The sequence below is a fragment of the Erwinia sp. AK-PDG3-5 genome, from assembly GCF_056821705.1.
Map to the genome: position 1 here is coordinate 2,885,027 of NZ_CM165967.1, position 15,443 is coordinate 2,900,469.

Below are 15,443 nucleotides of genomic sequence, written 5' to 3' on the forward strand. Positions count from 1 at the left end.
GTTATCCCCAAGCGAGTGGTGGCAGCACGATGAAAAAGAAAGACTTTGTGACTCAGGATTTGCTGAGCAAAATCTATCAACAGCACGATCCGGCGCAGCGTAAGCTGCCGCCAGAGCGACAGCTGGCGGAAGAGTATGGCGTGTCGCGCTTTACCATCCGCCAGGCGCTGGAGAAGCTGGTGAGCATTGGCGTGGTCAATGTGGTGCAGGGATCGGGCATCTATATCAGCGAGCGCGCCCGCACCAATCCCCTGGTCTTTAACTCGATTACCGAAAAGCGTTTCGACCAGATTGGCTTTAAGCTGATCAGTCTGCATAAAAAGCTGCCGGATAAAGACGAGCGTCAGGTATTTGGCCTGGCGGCAGACGCGTGGATTTGGCAGTTTTGCCGGGTACGTTACGTGGATAATGTACGCACGCAGATTGAGGTGTCGAAGCTGCCGGTGACCGATTTTCCGGATCTCAACCAGCACATTATTGAGAGTTCACTGCAAAAATACGTTTTGAGCCGCGGGTTCCGCATTTCGCATCTGCTCACCAGTTATCAGGCGATTGCGGTCAGTAAAGAGCAGGCGGCGTTGCTCACCTGCAAAAAAGGCATTCCGGCGATGCAGATCAACACCAGGGGAATTCTGGAAGGCGGCCGCGTATTTGAGATCAGCGAGGTGGTGGATATCCATTACAACTGCACCTACGTCATCCCGTTTAATCACGACAGCCTGACCTTCCGCCAGTCTTCGGGTTAAGGCGTATGCATGGCGCCATTGGGTAAGCGGCTTTGCGTCCATTCATGCGCGCGATACGCTACCGGAAACGCTTCTGCGGCCTGTTGTTCAAAGCCCACCCCAATGCCCGGCCGATCTATCGGATAGAGATAGCCCTGCTCCGCCTGTGCAGCCTGTGGGAAGACCTTCAGCGTATTGGCACCATACGGGTTGAATTCCTGAATCGCGGCATTATGCAGGTGGATATTCAGATGGGTATTCACCGCGGCGCCAATTGGCGTCATATCCGGCGGCCCATGCCAGGCGAGCCGCACGCCAAATGCCTGACAGAGCACCGCCAGTTTCAGCGCCGGGGTGATTCCGCCCAGTTGAGAGACGTGGCAGCGGATAAAATCAATCCGACGGTTAACCACCAGGTCGTGCCATTCGGCCGGATTGTTAAACAGTTCGCCCAGCGCCAGCGGCACGCAGGAATGGGCACGCACCTGCTCGAGCCAGCCGGATTGCTGAGGCGAGACAATATCTTCGATAAAGTACGGCTGATAAGGTTCAACGGCTTTGGCAAACTGGATCGCCTGCTGTGGAAACAGGCGTTCATGGACGTCGTGAAGGATATGGAAGCGATTGCCGTACTTTTCCCGCAGCGCCTTAAACATCGCCACGGTGTTGGCCATATATTCATCCTGATCGAAGTAAGCGCCCGGCGTGGGTTGTCGGGTGCTGTGCATCCCTTCCGGCGTACCGCCGTAAAAGCCGAGCTGGCAGCGAATATGCCGATGACCGTCGGCGAGTAATGTATCGATCTGTGGATAGAGGCCTTCCAACGTTTCCGCCGACGCGTGGCTGTATACGGCGATAGCATCTTTTGATTTACCGCCGAAGAGCTGATAAAGCGGCATACCGGCCAGCTGCCCTTTGATATCCCACAGCGCCATATCCACGCCAGAGACCGCATTGTTGATCACCGGGCCATTCCGCCAGTAGGCATTCACCATCATCATCTGCCACAAATCTTCAATGGCATTGGCATCGCGGCCAATCAGCAGCGGCTTAAGATAGTCATCCACCATGGTTTTCACCGCCAGTGGGCGTTGCTGGAAGGTTGCGCAGCCATAACCAATGATATTTTTATCGGTGGTTACACGGACCACAATTAAATTGTGGCGGTCAGGCTTAGTGATAAAACATTCAATATTTTTAATCAGCGTGGGTGACATTAAAATAGGCTCCGGTCTGGATCAGGTGTTCACTGAAGAGGTTTTCCCCGGTTAATGTGCAGTACTATGAAGCTATTTATCGGCTGGCGTAAACCCTTTTTTTCGTCTGTTTTTTTTGGTCTGAAAAGCCTCATGATTTTCGCAAAAAACCAGACCAATTCTTGATTACCCTGTCTTTTAGCGCCTACTGATGGCGAATTGTGAGCTGAGTCAACATTTATTGGTTTGTTATAGGTTGAGGGTTTCTCTACTATTTCGCCTGGAATATCAGATCGTTTCAGGAGCAGGCTTTATGGGAATTACCGCGACAAGTCAAAAAATAATAGAGCTGGTAGGGGGTGCCGGAAATATAAATAAAGTCTGGCACTGCATGACCCGTCTGCGTTTTGATCTGGTTGATAAGAGCAAAATACGTCAGGCCGATATTAAGGCGTTACCGGGTGTATTAGGCGCACAGATTCAGAGCGATCAGTTTCAGATCATTATCGGGCCGAAGGTCAATGAGTGGTATCAGGCGATTTTGCCTCAGGTGTCGCCGGAGGCCGATCGGCCACCCGCTGCGGGAAAAGCCAGAAAAGGGCTGATTTCGCTGTTTATGGATACGGTTTCGGGGGTATTTGGTCCAATTGTACCGGCCATCGCGGGTGCCGGGATGATCAAAGGGTTGCTGGCAGGATTGATTGCCCTGAAGGTGATTTCGGCCAGCAGCGATACGGTGGTGGTGATTGATTTGATTGCCAGCGGCGTGTTCTATTTTCTGCCGTTTTTCCTGGCAATTTCTGCCGCGAAGATGTTCAAAACCAACGAGTATCTGGCTGCGGCAGTGGCGGCCTGTCTGATGTATCCTTCGCTGATTGACGCAGCGAAAGCGTTGGCCAGCCATGCATCTGACGCAGTGGACACTATTTACTTCCTCAACGTGGTGCCGGTATCGGTGTTTAATTACGCCTCCAGCGTGATCCCGATTATTTTCTCTGTACTGGCGCTCAGTTATATCCATCGTTGGGTCGACCGGTTTATGCCGGACGTGCTTAAAACGGTATTCACCCCGACATTGACGCTGTTTATTGCCGCATTAGTCGCGCTGGTGGTGATTGGACCAATGGGCATCTGGCTGGGCAAGCTGTTGGCCTGGTTTATCGAAGGGTTGTTTAGCATTTCGGCAAGCTTCGCGGGTCTGGTGGTCGGTGCCATCCGTCCGGTAGCGATTCTTACGGGAATGCATCACGCCATGACGCCGATTGCGTTGCAGAACTTTACCGATCGCGGCTATGACATGCTGATGCCGATGATGTTTATGGCCAATATGGCGATAGCCGGTGCAACCTTCGCCATCTGGCTGCATTGCAAGACGCGTCAGGAGAAGTCCGTGGTGCTTTCTGCAGCGATTTCAGCGTTATTGGGAATTACCGAGCCGGCACTGTTTGGGGTGTTAACGCGTTATAAGAAAGCGTTTATCGCCGCGACCATTGCCAGCTCATTAGCCTCGGCCTTTATCGCCTTCTTCGGCGTGCGGTTATACGGTTATATTCTGTCGAGCATTTTCAGTTTGCCCGCCTACATCGGCCCCTATTTCGTTTTCGCGTTAATGGGCGTAGCAATAGCGTTGGTGTTGTCGTTTACGCTGACGATGTTGTTGGTAAGGAATAAACCGGCGGAGAGTGCTGAGCAGGTGGTTGAGGGCGAGGCATGAAGGGGGATGAGGGGGTGAGGTCAAAGGCGGGCGCGGTGGCACGGCGTCAGCATAGAGTGCCTTATCCGAGACGCCGTAAATACATCCCTGTAGGCTTGGCTGCGGCATCCCTGCCGCAGACACTCGGCTAAGGCACTCTAAGCCGCCACCCAATAACAATTGCGTCGTTGATTGGATTCGTGGACGCACAGGTCAAGAACAGCACGGTGCCACGGTGTCGGTGGCTGGGCCTGTCGGACGCCAATTCTGAAATATGTCGCCGCGAAGGGTTTTGACGTGTGCAGCCCCCTTTAACCAGGCGGCAATAACCTTAGAGGAAGGGAGAGAAGGTTGATAGCGAGTCTTCGGCGACAGGGATGTCGCCGCTGAGCCCCAGGGATGGGTTTACGGCGTCTTTGCGTTCAACCTTCTCTCCCTGACCGGGACACCGGGCCATGCAGACGACTTACCATCCCCCAGCGACAAGCTCAGCTGAACCTATCGCCCGATCACCCAGACGACTTACCCACCCGCCTTTCCCCTCAACCCCGGCAAATTACCGTGCGATTTTCGCCAGCAGATTGTGCACAAACTTCGGCACGACTTCACTCGCTAAACCGTAGTCTTTTTCTTCGAACTCACTGCCGACCTGGCTGGGCTCGAGGTTCAGCTCGACGGTATGCGCGCCCTGTAGTTTGGCTTCGTGAACGAAACCGGCGGCGGGGTAAACGTGGCCTGATGTACCGATGGCGACGAAATAGTCGGCCTCGCTCAATGCCGCGTAGATCTCGTCCATCTGTAATGGCATCTCGCCAAACCAGACGACGTGGGGACGCAATACAGACGGGAACTGGCAACAATGACAGCGATCTTCTGGCTTAACGTCATCACCCCAATGCAGGATCTGCCCGCTGGTGGCACAACGCACTTTCAGCAACTCACCGTGCATGTGGATCACATGACTGTTCCCTGCTCGCTCATGCAGGTTGTCGATATTCTGCGTCACTAACAGGAAATGATCGCCCAGCGCGGCTTCCAGTTCCGCCAGCGCTTCGTGTGCGGCGTTGGGCTGGATCTCCGGCTGTTGCAACTGACGACGGCGGGCATTGTAGAAGTCTTGCACTTTTTGCGGATCGCGCGCAAAACCTTCCGGCGTGGCCACATCTTCGACTTTATGATCTTCCCATAAGCCATCGGCCGCGCGGAAAGTCCGGATACCCGACTCGGCGGAAATACCTGCGCCGGTCAGCACCACCACGCGTGGCAATGGATGTTGGGCTATCTCAATATTGCGATCGCGTTCAAAAATACGCTGACGAAAACGCTGGTGCACCTGGCGTCGGGTCTTCTTGTATCGCGCCAGACGCAGTCGGCGACGGGGGGTTCGCATCATAATTTCTCTATTCCTTAACGTGCAGGAATGCGGCACCGCGCATTCCACCTGCGTCTCCGTGACGCGCCTTTTCAAACCTTGGCGGTTTGGCAACCGGCAGCAGATGAGGTCTTACCTTCTCTGCCAGGCCGTCATACAGCGCGTCGAAATTGGACAATCCACCCCCCAGTACCACCAGATGCGGGTCTACCAGCGTCAGCAAGTTACCCAGACAAACGGCCAGCAACTCCCGGTATCGGTCGGTATGGGCGACAGCTTGCGGATCTCCCTGATAATAGCGGGAGATAATCTCGGGTGCACTGAGAGCCTGCTGATTATGCAGCTGCCAGAGGCGGGAAAATCCCGAACCTGACAGCCAGGAATCAATGCACCCTGTCTTGCCACAGCCACAACGCGGCTGCACTACGTTTTGTCCCAGCACGTCCAGCGCATCAATCGGCAAACGCGTGTGGCCAAACTCGCCCACCACGTAATTGCGCCCGGTTAACGGCTTGCCGTCAACAATCAGTCCGCCGCCAACGCCAGTGCCCAGGATCAGCCCCATCACCACCGGATAGGCCTGAAACTCTTCATCCCAGGCTTCCGACAGGGCAAAACAGTTGGCGTCGTTATCGATGCGCACATCGCGACCCAGCCGTTGCGAGAGATCGGCCTGCAAGGTTCTGCCCGTCGCGGCGGGCACGTTGGCGGTGAACAGCGTGCCATCGTCGGGCACCGGGATCCCCGGCACGCCAATGCCCACGCTGCCCCGTTTACCACAAACGGCATCGGCTTCTTCCGTAAGCGCAACCAGCAGATCCACCAGCGTCTGATAGTCGTCTTTTGGCGTGACGACCCGCTTTGTCCAGACCTGCTGAAGCTGAAGGTTATACACCCCCAGCGCAATCTTGCTGCCACCAACGTCGAAACCGTAATACATGCTGTTATTGTCCGCTCAGTACACGCGCCGGGTCGATTTTACTCGCCCGCCGTGCAGGATACCAACTGGCAATCAGACTCAGCACCAGCGAGGTGAACAACACGATAGCCACATCTGACCAGTGCACTTCTGATGGCAGGAAGTCGATAAAGTAGATATCGCCGGACAAGAAATGATAGCCGGTTAAGGTTTCAATTCCGCGAATGAGCGGCGTGAGGTTGAATGCCGCCAGCACGCCAACCACCACGCCACTGACGCTGCCGACCAGCCCGGCCATCAGGCCATACCAGACAAAGATAGCGCGGATCAGGCCATCCTTCGCCCCGAGCGTGCGCAATACCGCAATGTCGCCACTCTTATCCTTCACCGCCATCACCAGCGTGGAAACGATGTTGAAACAGGCCACACCAATCACCAGCACCATCGCCAGATACATGATGGCGCGGATCATCTGGATATCGCGATACATGTAGCCATAGGTGCCAATCCAGCTGCGGATATAAACGTATGAATGGGTCACTTCACCGGCATCACGCACCAGCTTTTGCGCGGCAAACGGGTCGCTCATCTTCAGTGCAATGCCCGTGACGTTGTCACCCATGCCTAAATATTGCTGCGCATCGCCAAGAGGAACCAATGCCAGGCTGTGATCCAACATGCCGCTGAGCGCTAAAATGCCGCTCACCTGCAAACGTACGCGCTTCGGTTGCAGCAGCTTATGCTCGGGATCGCTGTTGGGGATCATGATGGTCAGCCAGTCGCCCTGCTTAACCTTCAGGCTGGTCGCCACGCCCTGACCAAGAATGATTTGCTGTTTGCCAGCGCTGAAACTCTGCCAGGCATTGTTCTGCACATACTTTGGCAACGCGCTCAGGTTGTTTTCCTGCTGAGGATCGACGCCCTTAACCTGAACCGCCTGCAGCTTCGCGCCGCTTTCAATCAGCCCGGTGAAGTTGATGTACGGTGCAGCCGCAGCGATGCCTTTCACCTGCTCTACCTTCGGCAGCAGTTGCTGCCAGCCCGTGAAGGGCTGATTGACCGGCTCGATTTCGCCATGCGGCACTACCGCGAGGATACGGTTATTCAGCTCGCGCTCGAAACCGTTCATCGCACTCAGACCCACGATCAGTACCGCAACGCCCAGCGCAATACCAACGGTGGAAATCACCGAGATCAACGACACCATGCCGCTACGGCGACGCCCACGGCTGAACCGCAGGCCAAGAAGAAGAGAAAGATTGCCCGCCATTACGCCTTCCCTGCCAGTAACACGTCTCCGCTTAGCTGTCCGTCACGCATCTCCATCTGGCGGATAAGCCGCTTGGCAAGATGTAAATCGTGGGTTACCACCAGGAAAGCCGTGCCCTGACGCACGTTCAGTTCGCCCAGCAGATCGAAAATGGCATCCGCGTTGCGGGCATCCAGATTACCGGTGGGCTCATCCGCCAGCACCAGTCGCGGATTGTTCACCAGCGCACGGGCGATAGCCACACGCTGACGCTCGCCGCCGGAAAGCTCGGACGGACGGTGTTTCGCACGCTTATCCAGACCCACGGCCGTCAGCATCTCCATCGCTTTGGCTTCGGCCTCGGCTTTGCCCACTTTGCCAATCAGCAGCGGCATCGCCACGTTTTCCATCGCCGTAAAATCCGGCAACAGATGGTGGAACTGGTAAATAAAGCCCAGCTCGCGGTTACGCAGTTCGGCCTTCGCCGAGGAGCTCATGCCGTTAAGGGATTTGCCGTTAAACACCACATCGCCAGAGGTGGGCGTATCCAGTCCGCCCAGCAGATGCATCAGGGTGCTTTTACCGGAGCCGGAGCTGCCGACAATCGCCATCATCTCGCCAGGGGCCACGCTAAAGGAGACATTGCGCAGCACATCCGTCTGGACGCTGCCTTCCTGATAGCGTTTGCACAGGTCATTGCACTGCAACAGAATCGGGTTACTCATAACGTAAAGCCTCAGCGGGTTGTACGGCGGCGGCGCGCCATGAAGGATACAGCGTGGAAAGCAGCGCCACGACCATCGCCGTCACCACAATGGTGATCACTTGCGGAATGGAAATTTCTACCGGCAGCGCCGCGCCATCAAGGAACGCGCCAATCAACGGCATCAGGTTATTCAGCTGGCTGGCTAACAGCACGCCGAGCAGCGCGCCCAGCACCGAGCCAACAATGCCTGCGGTGGCACCCTGCACCATAAACACCATCACAATTTGCCGGCGGGTTAAGCCCTGGGTTTGCAGGATCGCCACTTCGCCCTGCTTCTCCATGATCAGCAGCCCCAGCGAGGTGATGATGTTAAAGGCCGCCACGGCAACGATCAGGCTCAGTAGCAGGCCCATCATGTTTTTCTCCATGCGCACCGCCTGGAACAGCTCGCCTTTGCGCTCGCGCCAGTCTTTCCATACCAGCCCTTCCGGCAGCGTCTGCTGGCTGAGGCTATCAACCTGTAGCGGCTTATCCAGCCACAGACGCCAGCCGGTGATGTTGCCTGCCGGATAACGCATCAGTCTTGAGGCATCCTGCTGATTTACCAGAATCTGATAACCGTCCACCTCACTGTTGGCGGCGAAGGTGCCCACCACGGTAAACAGACGCTGGCTCGGCAAGCGGCCCATCGGCGTGAACTGGCTGGCAGAAGGCACCATCAGTCGCAGCTCTTCACCGCGCTTCACGCCCAGCTGGGTCGCCAGCTGTTCACCAATGATCACGTTATATTTGCCGGGCTGCAGATCGGTCTGCTTAACGTTAACCAGATAAGGCGAAAGGGGATCCGGTTCATCCGGGTTGATGCCCAGCATCACCCCCACGCCCACGCTGCGGGCGCTTTGCAGCACCACATCCCCGGTGGTCAGCGGCGTGATTTTCGTCGTTCCTTGCAGCTTGAGGCTGTCGGCCGGCAGCTGTTGCGGATTGATCGAGCCTTTGTCGCTGGTAATCAGCGCCTGAGGCATCAAATTGAGGGTGCTCTTCTCGAGCTCATGCTCAAAACCGTTCATCACCGATAACACGGTGACCAGCGCCAGCACGCCAAGCGTGATGCCAATGGCGGAGAGCCAGGAAACAAACCGGCCGAAGCGGTCTGAAGCTCGTCCACGCATATAGCGCAGACCGATAAATAACGCGACAGGTTGATACATGTAATCCGTCTTCTGGCAAAGCGTTAGCAAAAAGTGATCGAAGATAATAAAGGTTAGCCCGGCGTTATGGAACCTCTAAGCCGCTGACTGTGCAGCTTTGTTTTGTCAGCAACGGCAACAATGGCCCTCACCACTACAATATCGCACAAAAAACAGCCGCTAATTGCTCAATTGTCGGACGCGAATCGGCTTACACTACTATTAACCCCTCTCAAAAAGAGGAAATACGTTAAGTGCAATATCGCCGTAGAGTCAGCGCAGGAGTAGTAAATATGTCTAAATATCCTAAAGGCAGCATTGTCAGGCACAAAACCGGCGACATCAAAGGCATGGTAGTGAACGTGTTCGAACAGGGCGATTCACCCGCGGGTTACTACGTAAAGTGGGATGACGGCAACCACAGTTATCACGGTGAAAAAGAGCTGATCTGGGCAAACATTGACCGACCTAAGATGCACTACACCCAACAATCGCCGAAATAGAGGTATACTCCGGTTAGCTGAAGGGGAACACGGTTCCCTGCTCTCCATTTTGCGAAGAGACCGTCTGACTGATTATGCCTGAACACATTCGTTACACCCTGCCCGTAAAAGCAGGTGACCAGCGCCAGTTAGGTCAACTGACCGGTGCCGCCTGTGCGGTGGAATGCGCTGAAATCATCGAACGCCATCCTGGCCCGGTGATGTTAATCGCCCCCGACATGCAAAATGCCCTCCGCCTGGTTGATGAGATCAAACAGTTTACCGCCGAGCCGGTGATCAGCCTGGCCGACTGGGAAACGCTGCCTTTTGACAGTTTCTCACCCCATCAGGACATTATTTCCTCACGCCTTTCCACACTCTACCAGTTGCCGATGATGGAACGCGGTGTGCTGATCCTGCCGGTGAATACGCTGTTGCAGCGGGTTTGTCCGCACAGCTTCCTGCACGGGCACGCGCTGGTGATGAAGAAAGGCCAGCGCCTGTCGCGCGATACCTTGCGCAGCCAGCTTGAACAGGCCGGTTACCGTCACGTCGATCAGGTGATGGAGCATGGCGAATACGCCACCCGTGGCGCGCTGCTGGATCTCTATCCGATGGGCAGCGACCAGCCCTACCGCATCGACTTCTTTGATGATGAGATCGACAGCCTGCGCTTGTTCGACGTCGACAGCCAGCGCACGCTGGAAGAGGTTCCGGCGGTTAACCTGCTGCCGGCGCATGAATTCCCGACCGACAAAGCGGCAATTGAGCTGTTCCGCACCCAGTGGCGGGAACATTTCGAGGTACGCCGCGAGTCCGAACACATTTATCAGCAGGTGAGCAAAGGCACGCTGCCGACCGGCATTGAGTACTGGCAGCCGCTGTTCTTCGATCAACCGTTGCCGGCGCTGTTCAGCTATCTGCCGGAAAACACCCTGCTGGTGAATACCGGCGATCTTGAAGTTAGCGCCGACCGTTTCCTGCTAGATGTCACCTCGCGCTTTGAAAGCCGCCGCGTGGATCCTATGCGCCCGCTGTTGCCGCCAGAAAAGCTCTGGCTGCGCACCGATGAGCTATTTAGCGAGCTGAAAAACTGGCCGCGCGTGCAGTTGAAAAGCGAAGAGCTGCCGAAGAAAGCCGCTAATACCAACTTGCAGTATCACCCGCTGCCGGATCTGGCGGTGCAGGCGCAGGCCAAAGTGCCGCTGGATACATTGCGTCGCTTCCTGGAAGAATTCAGCGGCCCGGTAATCTTCTCGGTTGAGAGTGAAGGCCGCCGTGAAGCGCTGCAAGAGTTGCTGGCGCGGATTAAAATTTTGCCTCAGGGCGTGCAGTCATTTGCCGAAGCCGAAGCGGCTGGTCACTATCTGATGATTGGTGCCAGCGAAAAAGGCTTCGTCGACGGTTTGCGCCAGCGGGCGTTTATCTGCGAAGGCGATCTGTTGGGCGAACGCGTCAGCCGTCGTCGTCAGGACAGCCGCCGCACCATCAACCCTGATGTATTAATCCGTAACCTCGCCGAACTGCGTTCCGGGCAGCCGGTGGTGCACCTCGAGCATGGCGTGGGTCGCTATATCGGGCTGACCACGCTGGAAACCGGCGGTATCACCGCCGAGTACCTGATGCTGACCTACGCCGGTGACGCCAAGCTGTATGTGCCGGTGTCGTCGCTGCACTTGATTAGCCGCTATGCCGGCGGTGCGGATGAGAACGCGCCGCTGCATAAGCTGGGCAGCGATGCCTGGTCCCGGGCGCGGCAGAAAGCCGCCGAGAAAGTGCGTGATGTGGCTGCAGAGCTGCTGGATATTTACGCCCAGCGTGAAGCCAAGAGCGGTTTTGCCTTTAAGCACGATCGTGAGCAATATCAGCTGTTCTGCGAAAGTTTCCCGTTCGAAACCACCCCAGACCAGGCGCAGGCAATCAATGCCGTGCTCAGCGATATGTGCCAGCCGCTGGCGATGGATCGCCTGGTGTGCGGCGACGTCGGCTTCGGTAAAACGGAAGTGGCGATGCGTGCCGCCTTCCTGGCGGTGGAAAACCACAAACAGGTTGCGGTGCTGGTACCGACCACCCTGCTTGCTCAGCAGCATTACGATAACTTCCGCGACCGTTTCGCCAACTGGCCAGTGCGCATTGAGATGCTTTCCCGCTTCCGAACCGCCAAAGAACAATCGGCAATCCTTGAGCAGGCCAGAGAAGGCAAAATCGATATTCTTATTGGCACGCATAAACTGCTGGCCAATGAGATCAAATGGCGCGATTTAGGGCTGCTGATCGTCGATGAAGAGCACCGCTTCGGCGTTCGTCATAAGGAACGCATCAAAGCGATGCGCGCCGATGTGGATATCCTGACGCTGACCGCCACGCCAATCCCGCGTACGCTGAATATGGCGATGAGCGGCATGCGCGACCTGTCGATTATTGCCACGCCACCGGCGCGTCGTCTGGCGGTAAAAACCTTCGTCCGTGAATTCGACGATCTGGTGGTGCGCGAAGCTATCCTGCGTGAAGTGCTGCGGGGTGGCCAGGTTTACTATCTGTATAACGACGTTGAAAACATCGAGAAAGCGGCTAATCGCCTGTCTGAACTGGTTCCGGAGGCCCGTGTGGCCATCGGCCACGGTCAGATGCGTGAGCGCGAGCTGGAACGGGTGATGAATGATTTCCACCATCAGCGCTTTAACGTGCTGGTGTGTACCACTATCATCGAAACCGGTATCGATATTCCGACCGCCAACACCATCATCATCGAGCGCGCGGACCATTTCGGTCTGGCGCAGTTACACCAGTTGCGCGGCCGCGTGGGACGTTCACACCATCAGGCGTATGCCTGGCTGATGACGCCGCATCCGAAAGCGATGACGTCCGATGCGCACAAACGTCTGGAAGCACTCGCCTCTCTGGAAGATTTGGGAGCCGGGTTTGCGCTGGCGACCCACGATCTGGAAATTCGTGGCGCGGGTGAGCTGTTGGGTGAAGGACAAAGCGGACAGATGGAAACCATTGGCTTCTCGCTGTATATGGAGCTGCTGGAAAATGCCGTTGAGGCTCTGAAAGAAGGCCGCGAACCGTCGCTGGAAGATCTGACCAACAGTCAGACTGACATTGAGCTGCGGATGCCTTCGCTGTTGCCAGATGAGTACATTCCGGATGTGAACACCCGTCTGTCATTCTACAAACGCATCGCCAGCGCGCAGGAAGAAGGCGAGTTGCAGGATCTGAAAGTCGAACTTATCGATCGCTTTGGCCTGTTGCCGGATGCCGCACGTAATCTGCTGGATACTGCTTCGCTGCGCCTGATGGCGAAGAAGATCGGCATTCGTCGGGTGGAAGCCAGCGACAAAGGCGGATTTATTGAGTTCGCCGAGAAGAATCTGGCTAATCCAGGCTGGTTGATTGGCTTGTTGCAGAAGGAACCGCAGCACTGGCGCCTTGATGGCCCGACCAAAATCAAGTTTATCCGCGACCTGGCTGACCGCAAGTTAAGGATGAAATGGGTCGGTGACTTTATGGCTCAGGTGCTGGCAAACGCCGCCTGAGCCTGACTCAGCAATAAAAAAAGCGGCTAATCAGCCGCTTTTTTTCTGTCCGTGAGATGCCCGCAACAGAGCATCTTATCAGGCAGCAACGCGCGTGGCGTCAACTGCCGGATTTTACGCCTTGTCGTTCAGCACCAGCTGACCATTACTGTCCAGCGGGATACGGGTGCCAGGGTCGTTATCCATACGGATTTTTCCCTGGTCGTTACCGATTTTATAGGTAACGTCATAACCCATCATTTTTTCCTGCTTGTCGTAGACGGTTTTGCAGCGCTGCTCGGTGGTGGTGTAGGTATCCCGATCCTGCAGTGCGCCCTGCACCTGATTACCACCGTAGCCACCGGCCACTGCACCGGCAACGGTTGCCACGTCGCGACCGCGACCGCCGCCAAACTGATGGCCCAACACGCCACCCGCTACCGCGCCCAGTACTGAACCGGCAATACGGTGCTCATCCTGCACGGCGCGACGGTGTGTCAGCGTCACGTTACGACATTCCTGACGGGGGTTTTTGGTCGTTTCTTTGATTGGTGTTGCGGAAAGCACCTGCGCATACTGCGGGCTGCGATCAAAAACGTTCATGCCTGCAACAGCAGCGACGCCCAGGGCCGCTGCCACACCAATTCCAATACCTGCCAACATTGATTTATTCACAGGACGTTCTCCTGAAATTGTTACCGCGCAATTTAGCCTGCAGCCCATTCCGTGGCAGAGACCATTACCTGGCGTGCGCGACGCGCCATGTGGTGTTGGGGTAATTTTGCGCATCAGGACCAATTGTGACAATAAGAATACCGGACGAAATCACGTCCAGTTACCATAAGAGAAAGCTTTTAAGAGTGTTCCGATCGACGGCTTTGCGGGGCGGTAAAAGAAGAAAGGCTTATAGTAAACGCGTCACTATAAGCCTTGATGCTTGCAAATACTGTGGTACTACAACGACTAAATTGCGATCAGTGCATTTTCAGACGCGGACGGATCACCCGATTAATGCTGCCAACCAGCATCATCAGGCCGGTTTTAAAGTAGCCGTGCAGCGCCACCTGGTGCATACGGTACAGCGAGATGTAAACGAAACGCGCAATGCGTCCTTCCACCATCATCGAGCCGCGCATCAGGTTACCCATCAGGCTTCCCACCGTACTGAAGCGAGAGAGCGACACCAGCGAACCGTGATCCTTATAGACATAGGATTTCAGGCTCTGGCTTTTAATTTGCGCCAGGATGTTACCCAGCACCAGCGAAGCCATCTGGTGAGCAGACTGCGCGCGCGGCGGCACAAATCCGCCGGATGGCAGTGCGCAGGACGCACAGTCACCAATGGCGAAGATGCTGTCATCCAGCGTGGTTTGCAGCGTTGGCTTCACCACCAGCTGATTGATGCGGTTAGTTTCCAGACCGCCAATCTCTTTCATAAAGTCAGGCGCTTTGATACCCGCTGCCCACACCATCAGATCGGCATCGATATACTCGCCCGATTTGGTGTTGAGCCCTTTTTTATCGGCGCTGGTAACCATGGTCTGCGTTAATACCCGCACGCCCAGCTTGGTCAGTTCCTGATGCGCCGCGGTGGAGATACGTGGCGGCAGCGCTGGCAGAATACGCTCACCGGCTTCCACCAGCGTGACGTTCAACGCGCTGTTATCCAGCCCTTTGTAACCGTAGCTGTGCAGCTGTTTGACCGCGTTATGCAGCTCGGCCGACAGCTCAACGCCGGTGGCACCTGCGCCAACAATGGCGATGTTCACTGTGTCCTGCGGCCCTTCACTGGAAGAGAATTTCAGGAACAGGTTGAGCATTTCATTGTGAAAACGACGCGCCTGGTGCGGGTTATCAAGGAAAATGCAGTGGTCTTTTACGCCCGGCGTACCAAAGTCGTTAGAGGTACTGCCCAGCGCCATCACCAGGGTGTCATAAGCCAGTTCACGTTCAGGGACCAACAGCTCACCCTGCGCATCGCGGATCTCAGACAGCTGCAGGCGTTTGCCTTCGCGGTCAATATCCGTCAGCGTGCCCAGCTGGAACTGAAAACCGTGATTGCGGGCATGTGCCAGGTAGCTCAGTCCATCAATCCCTTCATCCAGCGATCCGGTGGCCACTTCATGCAGCAGCGGTTTCCACAGGTGACTGGTGTTACGATCGACCAGCGTGATTTCAGCCTTTTTCTTACGCCCCAACTTGTGACCCAGCTGAGTAGCAAGTTCAAGTCCACCTGCCCCTCCGCCAATAATGACAATTTTCTTCAGTGGTGTAGTCAATTGACCCCCTTAAATTGTGAACCGATCGTTAACTAAAGGTTAAATTAATATCCTTAGTAAACATAGGGTTGGCGAGTTTAATTCGCTATCTGCTGGCAGAATAGCACGGGGATG

12 protein-coding genes are annotated in these 15,443 nt (G+C 55.7%); 4 read left to right on the forward strand and 8 right to left on the reverse strand.

Going from position 1 to position 15,443, the window contains the following annotated elements; all coding sequences use genetic code 11:
• The first annotated feature begins 29 nt into the window (after positions 1-29).
• Positions 30-746: a GntR family transcriptional regulator gene (locus tag AC1UKS_RS13305; protein ID WP_482433986.1), complete on the forward strand. Its 717-nt coding sequence runs from the start codon at positions 30-32 to the stop codon at positions 744-746.
• On the opposite strand, the gene AC1UKS_RS13310 is transcribed toward AC1UKS_RS13305, so the two are convergent.
• Positions 743-1,942, reverse strand: coding sequence for an enolase C-terminal domain-like protein (locus AC1UKS_RS13310; protein ID WP_482433987.1), 1,200 nt, complete (start codon positions 1,940-1,942; stop codon positions 743-745). The two genes, AC1UKS_RS13305 and AC1UKS_RS13310, sit on opposite strands and share 4 nt — an antisense overlap.
• A 292-nt stretch (positions 1,943-2,234) precedes the next feature.
• On the opposite strand from AC1UKS_RS13310, the gene AC1UKS_RS13315 reads away from it, so the two are divergent.
• Positions 2,235-3,635 (forward strand): PTS transporter subunit EIIC, encoded by a 1,401-nt coding sequence (locus AC1UKS_RS13315; RefSeq protein ID WP_482433989.1) that lies wholly within the window; start codon positions 2,235-2,237, stop codon positions 3,633-3,635.
• A 535-nt stretch (positions 3,636-4,170) separates the two neighbouring features.
• Here the strand turns inward: AC1UKS_RS13315 and cobB are convergent.
• The 5 genes from cobB to lolC are packed head-to-tail and all read right to left on the reverse strand — an operon-like array spanning position 4,171 to position 9,071.
• On the reverse strand, positions 4,171-5,004 hold the full coding sequence (cobB, locus tag AC1UKS_RS13320) for a Sir2 family NAD+-dependent deacetylase (RefSeq protein WP_013201702.1): 834 nt from the start codon (positions 5,002-5,004) through the stop codon (positions 4,171-4,173).
• A 10-nt stretch (positions 5,005-5,014) separates the two neighbouring features.
• Positions 5,015-5,926 carry an N-acetylglucosamine kinase gene (gene nagK / locus AC1UKS_RS13325; RefSeq protein WP_482433990.1) on the reverse strand — a complete coding sequence of 304 codons (912 nt, stop codon included), beginning with the start codon at positions 5,924-5,926 and terminating at the stop codon, positions 5,015-5,017.
• Positions 5,927-5,930: 4 nt separating this feature from the next.
• Entirely contained in the window at positions 5,931-7,175 is a 1,245-nt protein-coding gene (gene lolE, locus AC1UKS_RS13330; RefSeq protein WP_105759243.1) for a lipoprotein-releasing ABC transporter permease subunit LolE, read from the reverse strand.
• Positions 7,175-7,879, reverse strand: coding sequence for a lipoprotein-releasing ABC transporter ATP-binding protein LolD (gene lolD, locus AC1UKS_RS13335; protein WP_482433992.1), 705 nt, complete (start codon positions 7,877-7,879; stop codon positions 7,175-7,177). The genes lolE and lolD overlap by 1 nt, the downstream gene beginning before the upstream one ends.
• Positions 7,872-9,071 (reverse strand): lipoprotein-releasing ABC transporter permease subunit LolC, encoded by a 1,200-nt coding sequence (lolC, locus tag AC1UKS_RS13340; protein WP_265910153.1) that lies wholly within the window; start codon positions 9,069-9,071, stop codon positions 7,872-7,874. The genes lolD and lolC overlap by 8 nt, the downstream gene beginning before the upstream one ends.
• A gap of 272 nt (positions 9,072-9,343) precedes the next feature.
• Between lolC and AC1UKS_RS13345 the strand changes: the two genes are divergently transcribed.
• Positions 9,344-9,553: a hypothetical protein gene (locus AC1UKS_RS13345; protein ID WP_013201697.1), complete on the forward strand. Its 210-nt coding sequence runs from the start codon at positions 9,344-9,346 to the stop codon at positions 9,551-9,553.
• Between the two features lie 74 nt (positions 9,554-9,627).
• Positions 9,628-13,071, forward strand: a complete 3,444-nt coding sequence (gene mfd, locus AC1UKS_RS13350; RefSeq protein WP_482433993.1) for a transcription-repair coupling factor — start codon at positions 9,628-9,630, stop codon at positions 13,069-13,071.
• A 114-nt stretch (positions 13,072-13,185) separates the two neighbouring features.
• Here mfd and AC1UKS_RS13355 read toward each other — a convergent pair whose 3' ends face one another.
• Both AC1UKS_RS13355 and AC1UKS_RS13360 read right to left on the reverse strand, forming a co-directional pair.
• On the reverse strand, positions 13,186-13,725 hold the full coding sequence (locus AC1UKS_RS13355; RefSeq protein ID WP_013201695.1) for a glycine zipper 2TM domain-containing protein: 540 nt from the start codon (positions 13,723-13,725) through the stop codon (positions 13,186-13,188).
• A 299-nt stretch (positions 13,726-14,024) separates the two neighbouring features.
• A complete protein-coding gene (locus AC1UKS_RS13360) occupies positions 14,025-15,329 on the reverse strand; it encodes an NAD(P)/FAD-dependent oxidoreductase (RefSeq protein WP_482433995.1) in 1,305 nt (434 codons plus the stop codon).
• Between the last annotated feature and the right edge of the window lie 114 nt (positions 15,330-15,443).